We start from the raw sequence: 13,255 nt of genomic DNA on the forward strand, positions 1-13,255 counted from the left end.
GATCGGCGCATCAGGAGTTGATGTACTGGAACAGCGACATGCGCTGCACCATCGAATAGGTCTTCAGCGCCGCATCGTAGCCCGTCTGCTGGTTCTGGAAGTCGGAAATGCCCTGGGTCATGTCCAGGTCCTCTGCGGCAGATTGCTCAGCCTGGTTGTAAACCTTCAGCGTCTGCAGCCGCGATTCCGAACCGTCCAGGTTGTTCATCTGCTCGCCCACCTGGCTGCGCACGTTGGACAGGTTGCCCATCACCGCCTCCAGGTCGCGCAGGTTCACCAGGTTGGCCTGCGTCACCTCGGTCGAGGTGCGCCCGGTCGTCTTCAGCGACTCGATGGTGCGGTCCAGCACGTCGAACAGCTTCAGGTCGGCCGTCGACGGCTTGACGGTGAAGGTGTCGCCGTCCACCGGCGCGCCGGCCACCGTCATCGCCATGCCGGCGAACTTGATGCTGTTGCCGCCGGCGTAGTTGTCGCTGGCCACCGGCACGTGGCCCTGCGTCTCGTTGAAGACGGTGTAGGTCTGCGACGGCGCGTTGCCGCTGATGACGATGCTGTAGCTGTCGCCGGTGATCTGCGACGGATCGGTGACGCGGCCCGAGTCGATGTAGCCCGCCGGCGACTTGCCGGTCAGCGCGTTGGCCGCCGGGCCGGTCTCGAAGGTGCCGTTGCCCGAGCGCGCCTGCTCCCAGGCCATGCGCCCGTCCACGCTGAGCGGGTAGTTCTCGATGTTGCCGGTGGTGACGTTGCCGGCCACGCCCTCGAAACCGACGCCGCCGCCGGTGCGGTTGCCGGCTGCGTCGCGCTGCACCGGGTTGTCCAGGAAGGGCACGCCCGAGGTGCCCTGGCCCGAGAACAGGAAACCGCCCGCGCCGTCGCCGCGGTTGGCGATGGACAGCAGCTGGTCGCGCAGGCCCTGGATCTTGTTGGCCAGGCCCTGGCGTTCCGGGTCGCTGTAGCTGGCGTTGCCGGCGGCGACCAGCGTCTCGCGGATCTGCTGCATCAGCTCGTTGGCGTCGCCCAGCGCGCTTTCGGCCAGCGTCATGCTGTTGCGGCTGGCGTCCAGCGCGCGCTGGCTGGCGTCGACCTGGCCGATCGAGGTGCGCGCGCGCTCGGCGCGGGCCGCGCCGGTCGGGTCGTCGCTGGCCTTCTCGACCCGCTTGCCGCTGGTCAGGCGCTGCTGCGCGTCCTGCATCTCCTGCTGGCGGCGTTGCAGCGTGGCGATGCTCGCGTCGAACATGTTGGCGGTGGAGAGTCGCATGGCTCGGTCCCTCGGGATTCAGGTCGTCGTCGGCGCGTCAGCGCGAGACGATGCTCAGCAATTGATCGAACAGGCTCTGCGCCGTCTGCAGCATCTTGGCCGAGGCCTGGTAGGCCTGCTGGTACTGCATCAGCCGCGCGGCTTCCTCGTCCAGGTTGACGCCGGCCTGGCTGGAACGCGTGGCCTCCGCGTCGGAGGCCACCGAGGTCGAGACCGACGCCAGGTAGTCCGCGCCCTGCACCCGCGAGCCGATGTCGGCCATCGCCGCGGCATAGGCCTCGTTGACGGTCTGGCCGCGGCTGACGGTGCCGTCGGCCTGCAGCTGCTTGCCCACGAAGGGCTCGGTCTGCATCGCCAGGAAGGCCTTGGCGTTGCCGTTGTTGGTGGCGACCACCTGGTCCGAGACCTGCAGCGCGATCTTGTCGCCCTCGCGGGGCGCGCCGTTCAGGCGCAGCTCGAAGCCCAGGTCCACGCCGTGGGCCGGGTCGTTGCCGATCGCGCCGCCGGCCTTCCAGGTGCCGCTGACCGTCGTGTTGTCCGACAGCGTGATCGTGTAGTTGATGCTGTTGTCGGCGTTGACGGTGCCGAACTGCACCGTCGCGGGCTGCTTGCTCTTGTCGAACTTGTCGTTGATCGCGTAGAGCGAGTCGACGGTGGCCGTGCCCTTGTTGTTGACGTCGGTGGTCGCGATGATCGGCGAGGCCGCCGCCAGGCCCGCCGGATCGTCCAGCGCGCGCTTGAAGCTGCCCGCCGCGCCGGCCACTGGCTCCAGCAGGAAGCTGTCGCCGGGCTGCATCGTGCCGCTGGTCGACAGGCTGATGCCGTAGGCCTTCTTGATCTGGTCGTTGCTCATGATCGTCGGCTGGCCGCCGGGGCGGACCGCGATCTGGTAGCTGTCGGGCGTGCCGGTCGGGTCCGGCGTGACGGTGAAGGACAGCGCCGGCACCAGCGCGCCGTCGGTGACGGTGGCGCTGATCTTGGCGTCGCCCTTGTTGGTGGCCGCGGGCAGCACCGTCGGATCGGCGATGGTGAACAGCGGGCCGCCGGCCTGCGCCTTCAGGTCGATGCCGAGCTTCTGCTGCTCGTTGACCCGCGTGGCGACGGCGGTGGCCATCTGGCCGAGCAGGTTGCGGGCGTCCTGCAGGTGGGTGTTCTGGTAGCGCAGCAGCGCGGTGAGCGAGCCGCCGGTCAGCGTGCTGTCGTCCAGCGCGCGGGTGCCGGAGGAATCGCTGATCGAGAGCTGCGCGCGCGCGCCGTCGTACGGGTCGGGCGTGACCGAGAGCTGCTGCGCCTGGCCGCCCAGCACCAGCACCTGGCCGCCGCCGATGAACACGCCGGTGGTGCCGTCGCGGCTGTTGGGCACGGTGCTGACCTGCACGTACTGGCTGAGCTGCGAGATCAGCTGGTCGCGCTTGTCCAGCAGGTCGTTGGGCGTGTGGCTGGTGCCGGCCGAGCGGGCGATCTGGTCGTTGGCCGCGGCGATCTGCTTGGCGAGCTCGTTGACCTGCTTGACGTCGGCGTTCATGTCGCTGACCACGCCGGACTGCAGGTCGGCCAGCTGCTGGCCCGCGCTCTGGAAACGCGAGGCCAGCGCCTGCGCCTTGCCCAGCACCACCTGCCGCGCCGACGGGTCGGACGGGCGGCTGGCCACGTCGACCAGCGCGTTCAGGAAGTCGTTGGCCGACTGGCCCAGGCCGTCGGCGCCGGTGGGGAAGAGCTTCTCGAGCTGCGCCAGCTGCGACTGCATCGTCGTGTCGGCGAAGGCCTGCGACTTGGCGGCCGCGGCCTCGCGCGTGAGGAACTCGTTGTGCGAGCGGGTGACCGTCTGCACGTTCACGCCCTTGCCGAAGTAGCCCGCGCCGGTGAACTGGCCCTCGGGCGTCGTCAGCACGACGTCCTGGCGCGAGTAGCCCGGCGTGTTGGCGTTGGCGATGTTCTGGCCGATGGTCTGCAGCGCCGCCTGGTTGGCGAACATGGCGCGCATGCCCAGCGACAGCAGCGGAGAAGTGCTCATCGATGTCTCCTCGATCCTTCGGCGTGCTCAGCGGCGCCCGTCAGGCCAGCGCGCGCTGCACGCGCATCGTGGTGTTGATCGTGCGCGCGAGCTTGGTCGCGTAGTCCGGGTCGGTCGCGTAGCCGGCCTTCTGCAGGCCCTTGGCGAAACCCTCGGCGCTGCCGGTGTTGGCCTTGGCCACGACGTCGCGGTAGCGGTCGTTGTTGCCGATCAGCTTGGCGTAGTCCTTGAACGCTTCCTCGTAGCTGCCGTAGGCGCGGAACTTGGCCATCACCTTGACCGGCTTGCCGTCGACGTACTCGGTGGTCGGCACCTCGGCGACCTTGCCGGTCCAGCTGCCGCCGGCCTTGATGCCGAAGACGTTGAAGCTGCTCGAGCCGTCCTTGTTCAGGATCTCGCGCTTGCCCCAGCCGGACTCATGCGCGGCCTGCGCGATCATGAAGCTGGCCGGGATGCCGGTGGCGGCCTGCGCGGACTTGGCCGCCGCGTCGTGCTTGAGGATGAAGTCCTGCACGTGCGGCTGCACGTTCTTGACCGCGAGCTGCGGCAGCTGCTGGGTCTTGGTCGCGTCCTTGGCGCTCGGGAGCTCGCCGTCCTTGACGCCGAGCTGGCGCTGCAGGTGGCGCTCGATCGCCTGCGACAGGCCGCCGGGCAGGCCGGTCATCTTCGCGGCGTACTGCTGGTCCAGCATCTCGGAGCCCATCTGCGTGGCCGAGTTCTCCATCATCCCGCTGCTCATCGTGGCCTGGCGCATGCTCTTCATCACTTCCTGCATGAAGAGGGCCTCGAACTGGCGCGCGGTCTCCTTGACCGCGGCCTTCGGGTCGCGCGAGGCGGTCGACTTCAGCTGCTCGACCGAGCGCGTGTCGGACGACAGCCCATTGACGCCCATGCCGAGCGCCGTGCTGAGAGGTGTGGAGAGGGCCATGTCAGATCACCTCGAGCTCGGCCTGCAGCGCGCCGGCGCTCTTCATCGCCTGGAGGATCGCCAGCAGGTCCTGCGGCGTCGCGCCCAGCGTGTTCAGCGCCTTGACGACGTCGTTGAGCCGCGTGCCCGCGGGCAGCTGGATCAGCGTGCCCGGGTCCTGCTTGATGGAGATGTCGGTCTTCTGCGTGACCGTGGTCTGGCCGCCCGAGAGCGCGTTGGGCTGGCTGACCTGCGGCGTGCTGGAGATGGTCACCGCCAGGTTGCCGTGCGCGACCGCGCAGGGCTGCAGCGTGACGGCCTGGTTCATCACCACCGAGCCGGTGCGGGCGTTGATGACGACGCGCGCGGCCGGGACCTCCTGGTCGAAGCTCAGGTTCTCCATGTCGGCCAGGAAGGCGACGCGGGCGTCGGGCGTCAGCGGCGCGCGGACCTTGACCACGCGGCCGTCCAGCGCCATCGCCGTGCCTTCGCCCTTGGCCCGGTTGATGGCCTTGGCGACGGCGCGCGCGGTGCCGAAGTCGGAACTGTTCAGGTCCAGCTGCAGCCACTCGTTCTGCTGCAGCGGCGTGGGCACGCTGCGTTCGACCAGCGCGCCGCCGGGGATGCGGCCGGCGCTCAGGTGGTTGATCTGGACCTTGGAGCCGCCCGCGGACGCGCCGGCGCCGCCGACCACCAGGTTGCCCTGGGCGATCGCGTACACCTGGCCGTCGGCGCCGCGCAGCGGCGTGGCGATCAGCGTGCCGCCGCGCAGGCTCTTGGCGTTGCCCATGGACGAGACGACGACGTCCAGCGGCTGGCCGGGCTGCGCGAACGGGGGGAGCTGGGTGGTGATCATGACCGCGGCCACGTTGCGCGGCTGCATGGTCACGCCGGGCGGGAGCAGCACGCCGAACTGCTGCAGCATGGCGGTCATGCTCTGGCCGGTGAACGGGGCCTGCGTGGTCTGGTCGCCGGTGCCGTCCAGGCCCACGACCAGGCCGTAGCCGGTCAGCGGGTTGGAACGCACGCCCTGCACGGCCGCGACTTCCTTGATGCGGGTGGCCTGGGCCGGCGTCGCCACGGCCAGCAGGGCCATCAGCGACAGCAGCCCGGACGCCAGCAGGCGGAAAGCGCCTTGCGAGGAGCGGGGGAAGAAGCGGGGGAAGGCGGAAGTGGAGGGGTACATCTCGGTCACACGGTTGCCAGACTCGTGTGACCGATTGTGGGGAAACTTAAATGGGCGAAAGGTTCAAGAAGAAGCGGGATAGCCAGCCAATTCCATGCGCGTCGGCCACGGCGCCGCGGCCGCGCTGCTCCACCCGCACGTTGGCGATCGCGGTGGAGGCCACCGTGTTGCCCTGGCGGATGGACTGCGGGTCGACCTGGCCGTAGAAGCGCAGCACGTCGACGTTGTTGTTCACCCCGACCTGCTTCTCGCCCGAGATCAGCAGGTGGCCGTTGGGCAGCACGCCGGTGACCACCGCGGTGATCGTGCCGGAGAAGTCGTTGGTGTTCTCGTTCGTGCCCTTGCCGGCGTTCTTGTTGGACGAGGAGCCGCTGACCTCCGCCCGCCCGCTGGCGAACGAGTTCGGGCTGAAGCCCGGGATCGCGGTGACGCCGGCGGTCAGGCCGCCGGTCTTCTCCAGGTCGCTGCTGGACTTCTGCGAGGCGCTGACCTTCTCCACGATCTGCACCGTGACGATGTCGCCGACCAGCCGGGCGCGATGGTCCTCGAACAGCGGACGGTAGTTCGCGTTCTGGTAGATCGCGCCGTTGTTGGCCGAGGCGGGAATCGGCTCGGGCATCTTCACCACCGGCGCGGGCTGCATGTCCACGCGCGGCTGCGGATACATCGTGCCGCAGGCGCTGAGAACCAGCGCGGCGGCGGGAACACTGAGCCGCCTCGCCAGACGGGCGAGCGCACGGGAAGAAGACGGGATCGGATGCATGACTACTCCTGGGATCGCGGACAAGGGCGCGGGCCTTCGCATGGTCGCCCGGGCGCTCACCGCCCGGTCGCCGGAAGAGCGGGGCCCTGGCCGCTCAGATCTGCGACAGCTTCTGGAGCATCTGGTCGGTGGTCTGGATCGCCTTGGAGTTCATCTCGTAGGCGCGCTGCGTCTGGATCATCTGCACCAGTTCCTCGACCACGTTGACGTTCGAGGTCTCGACGAACCCCTGCTGCACCGTGCCCAGGCTGTTCTGGCCCGGCGCGCCGGTCTGCGGCGTGCCCGAGGCGACGGTCTCCGCGTACAGGTTGCCGCCCAGCGACTCCAGCCCCGGCGGGTTGATGAAGTTCGCCAGCTGAAGCTGGCCCAGCGTCGTCGGCGTGGCGCTGGCGGCGGTGGTGACGCTGACGGTGCCGTCCGCGCCGATGGTGATCGACTTGGCGTCCGCCGGCACGATCAGGCCGGGCAGCACGGTGTTGCCGTTGTTGGTGACGATCTGGCCGTTGGGGTCGAGCTGGAAGCTGCCGTCACGGGTGTAGGCCGTCGTGCCGTCGGGCATCTGGATCTGGAAGAAGCCGTTGCCCTTGACCGCCACGTCCAGCGAGTTGGACGTCTGCGTCAGGCTGCCCTGCGAGTGGCTGCGCGAGGTGGCCACCGCGCGCGCGCCCAGGCCGACCTGCATGCCGGTGGGCAGCGTGGTCTGCTCGGTGTTGTTGGCGCCGGGCTGGCGCAGCGTCTGGTACATCAGGTCCTCGAAGACCGCGTGGGACTTCTTGTAGCCGTTGGTCGAGACGTTGGCCAGGTTGTGCGAAATGACGTCCAGCTGGGTCTGCTGGGCTTCCATGCCGGTCTTGGCGGTCCAGAGCGAGCGAAGCATCGGGGACTCCTGATTCCTGAGCTAATGCGGATCGGCCGGGGGGGCGGATCAGCTGTCGGACAGCAGCTTGGACGCTGCCTGGCCGTGGGTCTGGGCGATCGAGAGCAGCTTCATCTGCTGCTCGAACTGGCGGGCGGCGGCGATCATGCCGACCATGGTCTCGACCGGGCTGACGTTGGAGCCCTCGAGCGCGCCCGACTGCAGCCGGGCGTTCGGGTCGGCGGGCAGCGGGTCGCCGCCGTCGGCGATGAACAGGCCGTCGTCGCGCCGGGTGAAGCGGCCGTCCTCGGTGACGAGCTTGATGCGGCCGATGTTCACCGGGCGCTGGCCGTCGGCCTTGGCCACGACGGTGCCGTCGTCGCCGATGGAGATCGTCGAGTTGGGCGGCACGGTGATCGGGCCGCCATCGCCCAGCACCTGCAGCCCGTTGCGCATGCGCAGCACGCCGTCCTGGTCCACGTCCATCGAGCCGGCGCGGGTGTAGGCCTCGGTGCCGTCCAGCGCCTGCACCGCCATCCAGGACTTGCCCTTCATGGCGACGTCCAGGTTGCGGTCGGTCTGCTGGATCGGGCCGGCCGAGAGGTCGTGGCCGGTGGTCGTCTCCAGCGCGAAGGCGCGGGTGGAGGCGCCGTCGCCGCGGATCGGCACCGCGCGGAACGCCTGCAGCTCGGCCCGGAAGCCGTTGCTGTTGGCGTTGGCCAGGTTGTTGGAGAGCACGTCCTGGCGCGACATCGCCGCCTGGGCGCCGCTCATCGACAGGTAGATCATGCGGTCCATGGGAACTCCTCAGCGCGGGTCGGATGCGGCGTCGGCTGCGCGCTCAACGCAGGTTGACCAGCGTCTGCAGGACCTGGTCCTGCGTCTTGATGGTCTGCGCGTTGGCCTGGTAGACGCGCTGCGCGGTCACCATGTTCACCAGCTCGGAGGTCAGGTCGACGTTGGATTCCTCCAGCGCGCCCGGGGTCAGCGAGCCCAGGTTGCCGTCGCCGGGCACGCCCACCACCGGATCGCCCGAGGAGTTCGTGCGCGCCCACAGGTTGCCGCCCAGCGGCTGCAGGCCCTGCGGGTTGCGGAAGTTGGCGAGCTCGACCTGGCCGGCCGGCTTCGATTCGCCGTTCGAGTAGCGGGCGGTGACGATGCCGTTGTCCTCGATCTTGATGCCCACCAGCTGGCCCGGCGCGTAGCCGTCCTGCGTCAGGTCGGTGACGGCGAAGTTGGAGCCGTTCTCCGTGCCCGAGCGCAGGTCCAGCGAGATGCCCTTGACCGACGGGTCGGAGGGGTCGGCCGGCGGCGAGGGGATCGGCAGCGTCGGCGCGCCCTGCGAGTTCACGCCGGCGGGCACCTTCAGGTTCAGGAATTCGCTCGGGCCGGGCGAGACCGGCTTGCCGCCCGTGGGCAGGAAGGTCATCTGGGTGTACGGCGTCAGCGGGTTGCCGTTGGGCTGGCCGCTGTCGGTCTCGATCGGGTTGCCCTGGGCGTCGTACTGCACCGCCGAGCCGTTGGCCGTCAGGTAGACGTTCCAGACGGTGTTGCCGTTGGCGTCGTCGTTGTTGGCGCGCTGGAAGTACATCGTCAGCGCGATCGGCTGGCCCTTGGCGTCGTACACCGTCATCGAGGTGGCGTTGTTGTACGTCGTCGGGTCGTTCAGCGTCAGGCCGGTCTTGTCGATCTTGGCCGAGTTCGGGTCGGCCGGATCGGTCAGGTCGTAGGCCGCGGTCGGGCCGGCGCGGGAGTCCAGGTTGAACTCCATCTTGATGTTGCCGGTGGTCTTGGGGTCGATGCCGCCGGTGGGCAGCTTCAGGTCCTGCGCCAGGCCGGGCTGGATCACGCCGTTGGCGTCGGCGGGGTAGCCCTGGAGCTTGAGCTGGCTGTTGTTGACGATGAAGCCGTCCTTGTCGACCTTGAACTGGCCGTTGCGGGTGTACGTCGTCGGGTTCTTGCCGTCGCTGACCTGGAAGAAGCCCGCGCCGTTGACGGCCAGGTCCATCGGGTTCTCGGTGATCGAGATGTTGCCCTGCGTGAACTGCTGGGCCACCGTCTGGATCTGCACGCCGATGCCGACCTGGTTGGTGCCCGCGCCGTTGAGCGCCGAGGCGTACATGTCGGCGAACTCCGCCCGCGACGATTTCGCGCCGTAGGTCTGCGCGTTGGCGATGTTGTTGCCGATGACCTCCAGGTTCTTGCTGGAGGCGTTCAGTCCGGAGAGGCCTTGTTGGAAGCTCATGGGGATGTCCTTGGGCGGTTCAGGCGAGCGAAGCTAGCGGGGCTGGCGTGAGGGAGGCGTGGGGGAGACGGCTGAACGTCAGCCGAGCGCGCGGACCTTGTCGTAAGAGACCAGGCCGGAATTCTTGAGGTCGAGCTGCAGCGTGCCGCCCGTGGTGCTGACGGAGCGCACGGTGTCGCGCATCAGCGTCGTGCTGGTGACGGCGTTGCCGGACTTGGTCGCCGTGACGCGGAAGGTCAGGTTGGCGGTCTCGGGCGACTTGGACGCGTCCCAGGTGTAGGACTGGGTGCCGGCCTTCATCTTGCCGAGGTCCTGCGTCGAGATCACCGCGCCGGCGCCGTTGAGCACCTCCAGCTTCACCGTGTCGGCGGCGTCGGCCAGGTCGAAGTTCATCGTGGCCTTGCCGTCGGCGACCGTGACCTTGTTGCCGGGCACCGTCACGTCGCGGCCGACCAGGCTGACGCTCTGCAGCGCCTGCATCTGCTCGAACTGGTTGGACAGGCTCTGAATGCTGTTGTTCAGCGTGCCCACGCCGGTCACCGTCTGGATCTGCGCGAGCTGGGTCGTGACCTGCGCGTTGTCCATCGGGTTCATCGGGTCCTGGTTCTGCATCTGCGCCACCAGCAGCTTCAGGAAGCGGTCCTGCGTGTCCGCGGCGCCGCTGCTCTGGGCGGCGGAGGAGGTCGCGGTCTTGTTCGTGCTCGAGTTGACGTTGAGCGAGGTGTAGTCCATGGCGGGCCTTCCGGTCTGTTCGTTCTACGAAGAGCGGGGCCTCAGCCCTGGCCCATCTGCAGGGTCTTGAGCAGCAGCGACTTGGCGGTGCCCATGACCTCGAGGTTGTTCTGGTACGAGCGCGAGGCGGAGATCATGTTGACCATCTCCTCGACGCTGTTGACGTTGCTGTAGGTGACGTAGCCGTCGGCGTCGGCCAGCTGGTGGCTGGGATCGTGGACGCGGCGGCCGGCGGCCTGGTTCTCCTGGACGCCGACGACCTGCACGCCGACGTCGGTCGCGTCGGTGCCGTTCTGGGCCAGCACGCTCTGGAACACGACCTGGCGGGCCTTGTACGCCTGGCCGTCCGGGCCGGCGACGGTGTCGGCGTTGGCCATGTTGCTGGCCACCGCGTTCAGGCGCTGGCTCTGCGCGCTGACGGCGCTGCCGCTGATGTGGAAGATGCTGAACATCGACATGACGGGCTCCTTCTTCTGGCTCGGCGTCAGGCCGCTCAGGCCGCGTTGGGCGACTTCATCGCATCCATCATGGTGCGGATGGAGCCGTTGAGGAACCGCAGCGAGGCCTCGTACTTCACCGTGTTGTCGGCGAAGCTGGCGCGCTCGCGGTCCATGTCGACGGTGTTGCTGTCCATGCTGGTCATGGCGCTCAGGCTGCTCTGCAGCGCGTGCTGCGTGCGTTGCGTCAGGGTCTGGTTGGAGTCCGTGCCGGCGGCCGGGGAGGTGGCCTCGCGCAGCGCCTTGGCGAAGTCCATGTCCTTGGACTGGTAGCCCGGGGTGTCCGCGTTGGCGATGTTGCTGGCGAGCAGGCGCTGACGCTCGGCCCGCAGGGTCAGCGCCTGGGCCTGGAAATTCATCGCGTCGGTCAGTCGGTTCAACATGGTCGGCTCCTTCGGGACGGGGCCGGACCGGCATGGCTGCGGGCCCGGTTTGTCACGTTCGGGCATTGTGGGCAGCGGGTCGGAAAACATGAGCGCGATAAGACGGGTGATCCGGGCGCATTTCCAAGCCATTGGCGCTGCCCGGATCCGTACAGTCCTGACCCATGCCGAGAAGCTGCCCCTCCACCCCTGCCTGCCACGCGCAGGCGCTGCCCGCCCTGCTGGCGGGGGCGCTGCTGTCGGTGTGGCTGATGTTCGGATGGCTGGACGTGGCCGAGGCGCAGACGGTGCAGGTCGCCTCGGCGCCGCAGGCTGTTTCCATTAGCGAACCGTCGTCGACCGCCGGCGGCACCGGCCTGGGCGCGCTGGACGCGACGCTGGAGGACCGGCTGCAGACGCTGGCGATGGCCGGCGCGCGCCAGGTGGCGCCGAACCAGGCCCGCGTCGAGGTGGAACTGGGCCGGCTCGATCCGCGCCTGCGCCTGGCGCCGTGCGCGCAGATCCAGCCCTACCTGCCGGCGGGCTCCCGGATGTGGGGCCGCACCCGGCTGGGCCTGCGCTGCCTGTCGGGCGTGACCAAATGGAATGTCACGCTGCCGCTGACGATCAAGGTGTACGGTCAGGCCTTCGTCGCCGCGGCGGACCTGCCGGCCGGCACGGTCCTGACTCAAGAACATCTGCGGCTGGCCGAAGTTGATATTGCCGGCGAGGCCGGCGCCATCTATACACAAGCGGAAGGTTGGCTGGGCCGCCACCTGTCCCGGCCGGTCGCGGCCGGGGAGGCCTTGCGGTCGGCTGACCTGAAACTGCGCCAATGGGTGCAACCGGGCGACCGGGTGCAGGTCATGGCGACCGGCGACGGTTACGCGATCGCGGGCGAAGGCCAGGCGATGGGCGTCGGGCTGGAAGGCCAGGACGTCCGGGTGCGCTTCGACAATGGCCGCATGGTCACCGGGCGTACGATCGGTGAACGACGGGTGGAGGTGGTACTGTGACGCCCCTCGCGCCGCGATCTGTCCTTTTTGTGAAGCTCGCCCCTCAAGTTCCGCCCGGACGGGTCGATATACCCGTCATTGGAAGGGCTCCGGAAGTCCTCGGGCCCATGGAGATTTGCCATGAAGATCGGTAACAACGCTGACCTGAACGCCTACTCGAAAGTGGGCGGCACCGCCTCGGGCGCCGTCGACGGGGGCGCGAAGGCGACCGCCAAGGGCGGCGTCGCCAAGTCGGACGAGGGGTCCAAGGTCGAGCTGTCGAGCACCGCGAGCAGCCTGATCTCGGGCGCCACCGCGGACGACGGCAGCTTCGACGCGGAAAAGGTCGCGCGCATCGCCAGCGCGATCGAGAAGGGCGAGTTCAAGATCAACGCCGACGCGATCGCCGACAAGCTGATCGCCAACGCGACCGAGATGCTGGGCCGGACCCAGCCCTCGCATTGAATTCGCGATTCGTGAAAAGCTGAACTGAAGCGACTTTCACCAACGGTTTTTCCGGTGACGCCATGACCGCCACGCCTCTGAACACGACCCCCGTCGACCTGGAGCAGCCGCTGCAGGACGTCGAAAGCTGCCTCAACCTGCTGGGCGAGGCGCTGCATCGTCGCGACTCGCAGGCGATCGAGCTGCATGCCGCGTCGCTGCACGCGGCCCTGGCCCGCGCGATCGAGCAGTTCAGCGCGGCCGCGCGCACCGGCACGGTGCCTGCCCAGCTGCGCACCCGGCTGATGCAGGCCGGCGGCCGCGTCGCCGCCCAGCGCGAGTCGCTGGCCCGGGCGACCGCGGCGCTGGACCGCGCCATCGACGTGCTGATGCCTGGCGAGCCCACCGGGCTGTACGGCGCCTCCGGCAAGAACGAGCGCAAGTCGGCGATGGGCGGGTCGATTCAGGCTTGACGCCAGTTCGCTCCCTGAACGACAAAGGCCACGCGATGCGTGGCCTTTTTGCTTCTGGGGCCGCCGTTCAGGTCGGCGTGCGGGTCGCCTTGCGGCGCAGGCAGTCCAGGTAGACGTGGCCGTCCGGCGGCAGGCCGCTGCGCTGCGAGCTCCAGATCATCTCGCCCAGGCACTCCATCGCCTCGTGGTGCGCCTCGTGCAGCGACTGCCGGCGCGCGGCCAGCAGGTCCAGCGCCTGGCGCACGCCGGTGGGCTGGTCGATCTGGTGCTGCTCGATCAGGCTCAGGTGCATGGACAGGTGCAGGAACGGATTCGTGCGGCCGTCCTCGACGGTGTAGACCGCCGCCAGCGCCGCGTCCTCGTCGGACAGCTCATCGTGGTACTCCGGGTGCTGCTCGATCCAGTCGGCGGCGATCGCCTCCATCGGCGTCAGCGGCAGCCTGTCGCGCTGCTTGCGGTAGGTCTGGCAGAAGAAACGCCGGACCTCGAGTTGGGAAGGGGCAAACATAAGGGCGCGATTGTC

Annotated in this window: 15 protein-coding genes; 3 read left to right on the plus strand and 12 right to left on the minus strand. The window is 68.9% G+C overall.

Annotation, left to right across the window (positions count from 1 at the left end; all coding sequences use genetic code 11):
• Positions 1–10: 10 nt before the first annotated feature.
• The 11 genes from flgL to flgB form a co-directional block, all read right to left on the minus strand.
• Positions 11–1,258 (minus strand): flagellar hook-associated protein FlgL, encoded by a 1,248-nt coding sequence (gene flgL / locus N5D62_RS11680; RefSeq protein ID WP_279757961.1) that lies wholly within the window; start codon positions 1,256–1,258, stop codon positions 11–13.
• Positions 1,259–1,295: 37 nt separating this feature from the next.
• Positions 1,296–3,272 carry a flagellar hook-associated protein FlgK gene (gene flgK / locus N5D62_RS11685; protein WP_279757962.1) on the minus strand — a complete coding sequence of 659 codons (1,977 nt, stop codon included), beginning with the start codon at positions 3,270–3,272 and terminating at the stop codon, positions 1,296–1,298.
• 40 nt (positions 3,273–3,312) lie between these two features.
• The gene (flgJ, locus tag N5D62_RS11690; protein ID WP_279757963.1) at positions 3,313–4,200 is read right to left on the minus strand and encodes a flagellar assembly peptidoglycan hydrolase FlgJ; all 888 of its coding nucleotides are present in this window, start codon (positions 4,198–4,200) and stop codon (positions 3,313–3,315) included.
• 1 nt (position 4,201) lies between these two features.
• Positions 4,202–5,275 carry a flagellar basal body P-ring protein FlgI gene (locus N5D62_RS11695; protein ID WP_279758041.1) on the minus strand — a complete coding sequence of 358 codons (1,074 nt, stop codon included), beginning with the start codon at positions 5,273–5,275 and terminating at the stop codon, positions 4,202–4,204.
• A 136-nt stretch (positions 5,276–5,411) separates the two neighbouring features.
• Positions 5,412–6,128 (minus strand): flagellar basal body L-ring protein FlgH, encoded by a 717-nt coding sequence (locus tag N5D62_RS11700; protein WP_279757964.1) that lies wholly within the window; start codon positions 6,126–6,128, stop codon positions 5,412–5,414.
• 94 nt (positions 6,129–6,222) lie between these two features.
• Entirely contained in the window at positions 6,223–7,005 is a 783-nt protein-coding gene (gene flgG / locus N5D62_RS11705; RefSeq protein WP_279757965.1) for a flagellar basal-body rod protein FlgG, read from the minus strand.
• A gap of 48 nt (positions 7,006–7,053) precedes the next feature.
• A complete protein-coding gene (gene flgF, locus N5D62_RS11710; protein WP_279757968.1) occupies positions 7,054–7,782 on the minus strand; it encodes a flagellar basal-body rod protein FlgF in 729 nt (242 codons plus the stop codon).
• 43 nt (positions 7,783–7,825) lie between these two features.
• The gene (gene flgE, locus N5D62_RS11715) at positions 7,826–9,229 is read right to left on the minus strand and encodes a flagellar hook protein FlgE (RefSeq protein ID WP_279757971.1); all 1,404 of its coding nucleotides are present in this window, start codon (positions 9,227–9,229) and stop codon (positions 7,826–7,828) included.
• A gap of 78 nt (positions 9,230–9,307) precedes the next feature.
• The gene (locus N5D62_RS11720) at positions 9,308–9,961 is read right to left on the minus strand and encodes a flagellar hook capping FlgD N-terminal domain-containing protein (protein ID WP_279757984.1); all 654 of its coding nucleotides are present in this window, start codon (positions 9,959–9,961) and stop codon (positions 9,308–9,310) included.
• A 41-nt stretch (positions 9,962–10,002) separates the two neighbouring features.
• On the minus strand, positions 10,003–10,419 hold the full coding sequence (gene flgC / locus N5D62_RS11725) for a flagellar basal body rod protein FlgC (RefSeq protein WP_279757985.1): 417 nt from the start codon (positions 10,417–10,419) through the stop codon (positions 10,003–10,005).
• A 35-nt stretch (positions 10,420–10,454) separates the two neighbouring features.
• Complete coding sequence (gene flgB, locus N5D62_RS11730) at positions 10,455–10,841, minus strand: flagellar basal body rod protein FlgB (RefSeq protein WP_279757986.1); 387 nt, start codon at positions 10,839–10,841, stop codon at positions 10,455–10,457.
• A 164-nt stretch (positions 10,842–11,005) separates the two neighbouring features.
• Between flgB and flgA the strand changes: the two genes are divergently transcribed.
• From flgA to N5D62_RS11745, 3 genes are all read left to right on the plus strand, one after another.
• Positions 11,006–11,836, plus strand: coding sequence for a flagellar basal body P-ring formation chaperone FlgA (gene flgA / locus N5D62_RS11735; protein WP_279757987.1), 831 nt, complete (start codon positions 11,006–11,008; stop codon positions 11,834–11,836).
• Between the two features lie 120 nt (positions 11,837–11,956).
• A complete protein-coding gene (flgM, locus tag N5D62_RS11740; RefSeq protein ID WP_279757988.1) occupies positions 11,957–12,280 on the plus strand; it encodes a flagellar biosynthesis anti-sigma factor FlgM in 324 nt (107 codons plus the stop codon).
• Positions 12,281–12,342: 62 nt separating this feature from the next.
• Complete coding sequence (locus N5D62_RS11745; RefSeq protein WP_279757989.1) at positions 12,343–12,732, plus strand: hypothetical protein; 390 nt, start codon at positions 12,343–12,345, stop codon at positions 12,730–12,732.
• 67 nt (positions 12,733–12,799) lie between these two features.
• On the opposite strand, the gene N5D62_RS11750 is transcribed toward N5D62_RS11745, so the two are convergent.
• Entirely contained in the window at positions 12,800–13,240 is a 441-nt protein-coding gene (locus N5D62_RS11750) for a DUF1841 family protein (protein WP_279757990.1), read from the minus strand.
• Between the last annotated feature and the right edge of the window lie 15 nt (positions 13,241–13,255).

Origin of the sequence: Mitsuaria sp. GD03876, from assembly GCF_029840635.1 — a bacterium.
In the GTDB taxonomy this organism is placed as follows: domain Bacteria; phylum Pseudomonadota; class Gammaproteobacteria; order Burkholderiales; family Burkholderiaceae_C; genus Roseateles.

Coding starts and splice junctions, on each gene's coding strand:
- flgL (WP_279757961.1), bottom strand. CDS start 1,258: ATGCGACTCTCCACCGCCAACATGTTCGACGCGAGCATCGCCACGCTG.
- flgK (WP_279757962.1), bottom strand. CDS start 3,272: ATGAGCACTTCTCCGCTGCTGTCGCTGGGCATGCGCGCCATGTTCGCC.
- flgJ (WP_279757963.1), bottom strand. CDS start 4,200: ATGGCCCTCTCCACACCTCTCAGCACGGCGCTCGGCATGGGCGTCAAT.
- N5D62_RS11695 (WP_279758041.1), bottom strand. CDS start 5,275: ATGGCCCTGCTGGCCGTGGCGACGCCGGCCCAGGCCACCCGCATCAAG.
- N5D62_RS11700 (WP_279757964.1), bottom strand. CDS start 6,128: ATGCATCCGATCCCGTCTTCTTCCCGTGCGCTCGCCCGTCTGGCGAGG.
- flgG (WP_279757965.1), bottom strand. CDS start 7,005: ATGCTTCGCTCGCTCTGGACCGCCAAGACCGGCATGGAAGCCCAGCAG.
- flgF (WP_279757968.1), bottom strand. CDS start 7,782: ATGGACCGCATGATCTACCTGTCGATGAGCGGCGCCCAGGCGGCGATG.
- flgE (WP_279757971.1), bottom strand. CDS start 9,229: ATGAGCTTCCAACAAGGCCTCTCCGGACTGAACGCCTCCAGCAAGAAC.
- N5D62_RS11720 (WP_279757984.1), bottom strand. CDS start 9,961: ATGGACTACACCTCGCTCAACGTCAACTCGAGCACGAACAAGACCGCG.
- flgC (WP_279757985.1), bottom strand. CDS start 10,419: ATGTCGATGTTCAGCATCTTCCACATCAGCGGCAGCGCCGTCAGCGCG.
- flgB (WP_279757986.1), bottom strand. CDS start 10,841: ATGTTGAACCGACTGACCGACGCGATGAATTTCCAGGCCCAGGCGCTG.
- flgA (WP_279757987.1), top strand. CDS start 11,006: ATGCCGAGAAGCTGCCCCTCCACCCCTGCCTGCCACGCGCAGGCGCTG.
- flgM (WP_279757988.1), top strand. CDS start 11,957: ATGAAGATCGGTAACAACGCTGACCTGAACGCCTACTCGAAAGTGGGC.
- N5D62_RS11745 (WP_279757989.1), top strand. CDS start 12,343: ATGACCGCCACGCCTCTGAACACGACCCCCGTCGACCTGGAGCAGCCG.
- N5D62_RS11750 (WP_279757990.1), bottom strand. CDS start 13,240: ATGTTTGCCCCTTCCCAACTCGAGGTCCGGCGTTTCTTCTGCCAGACC.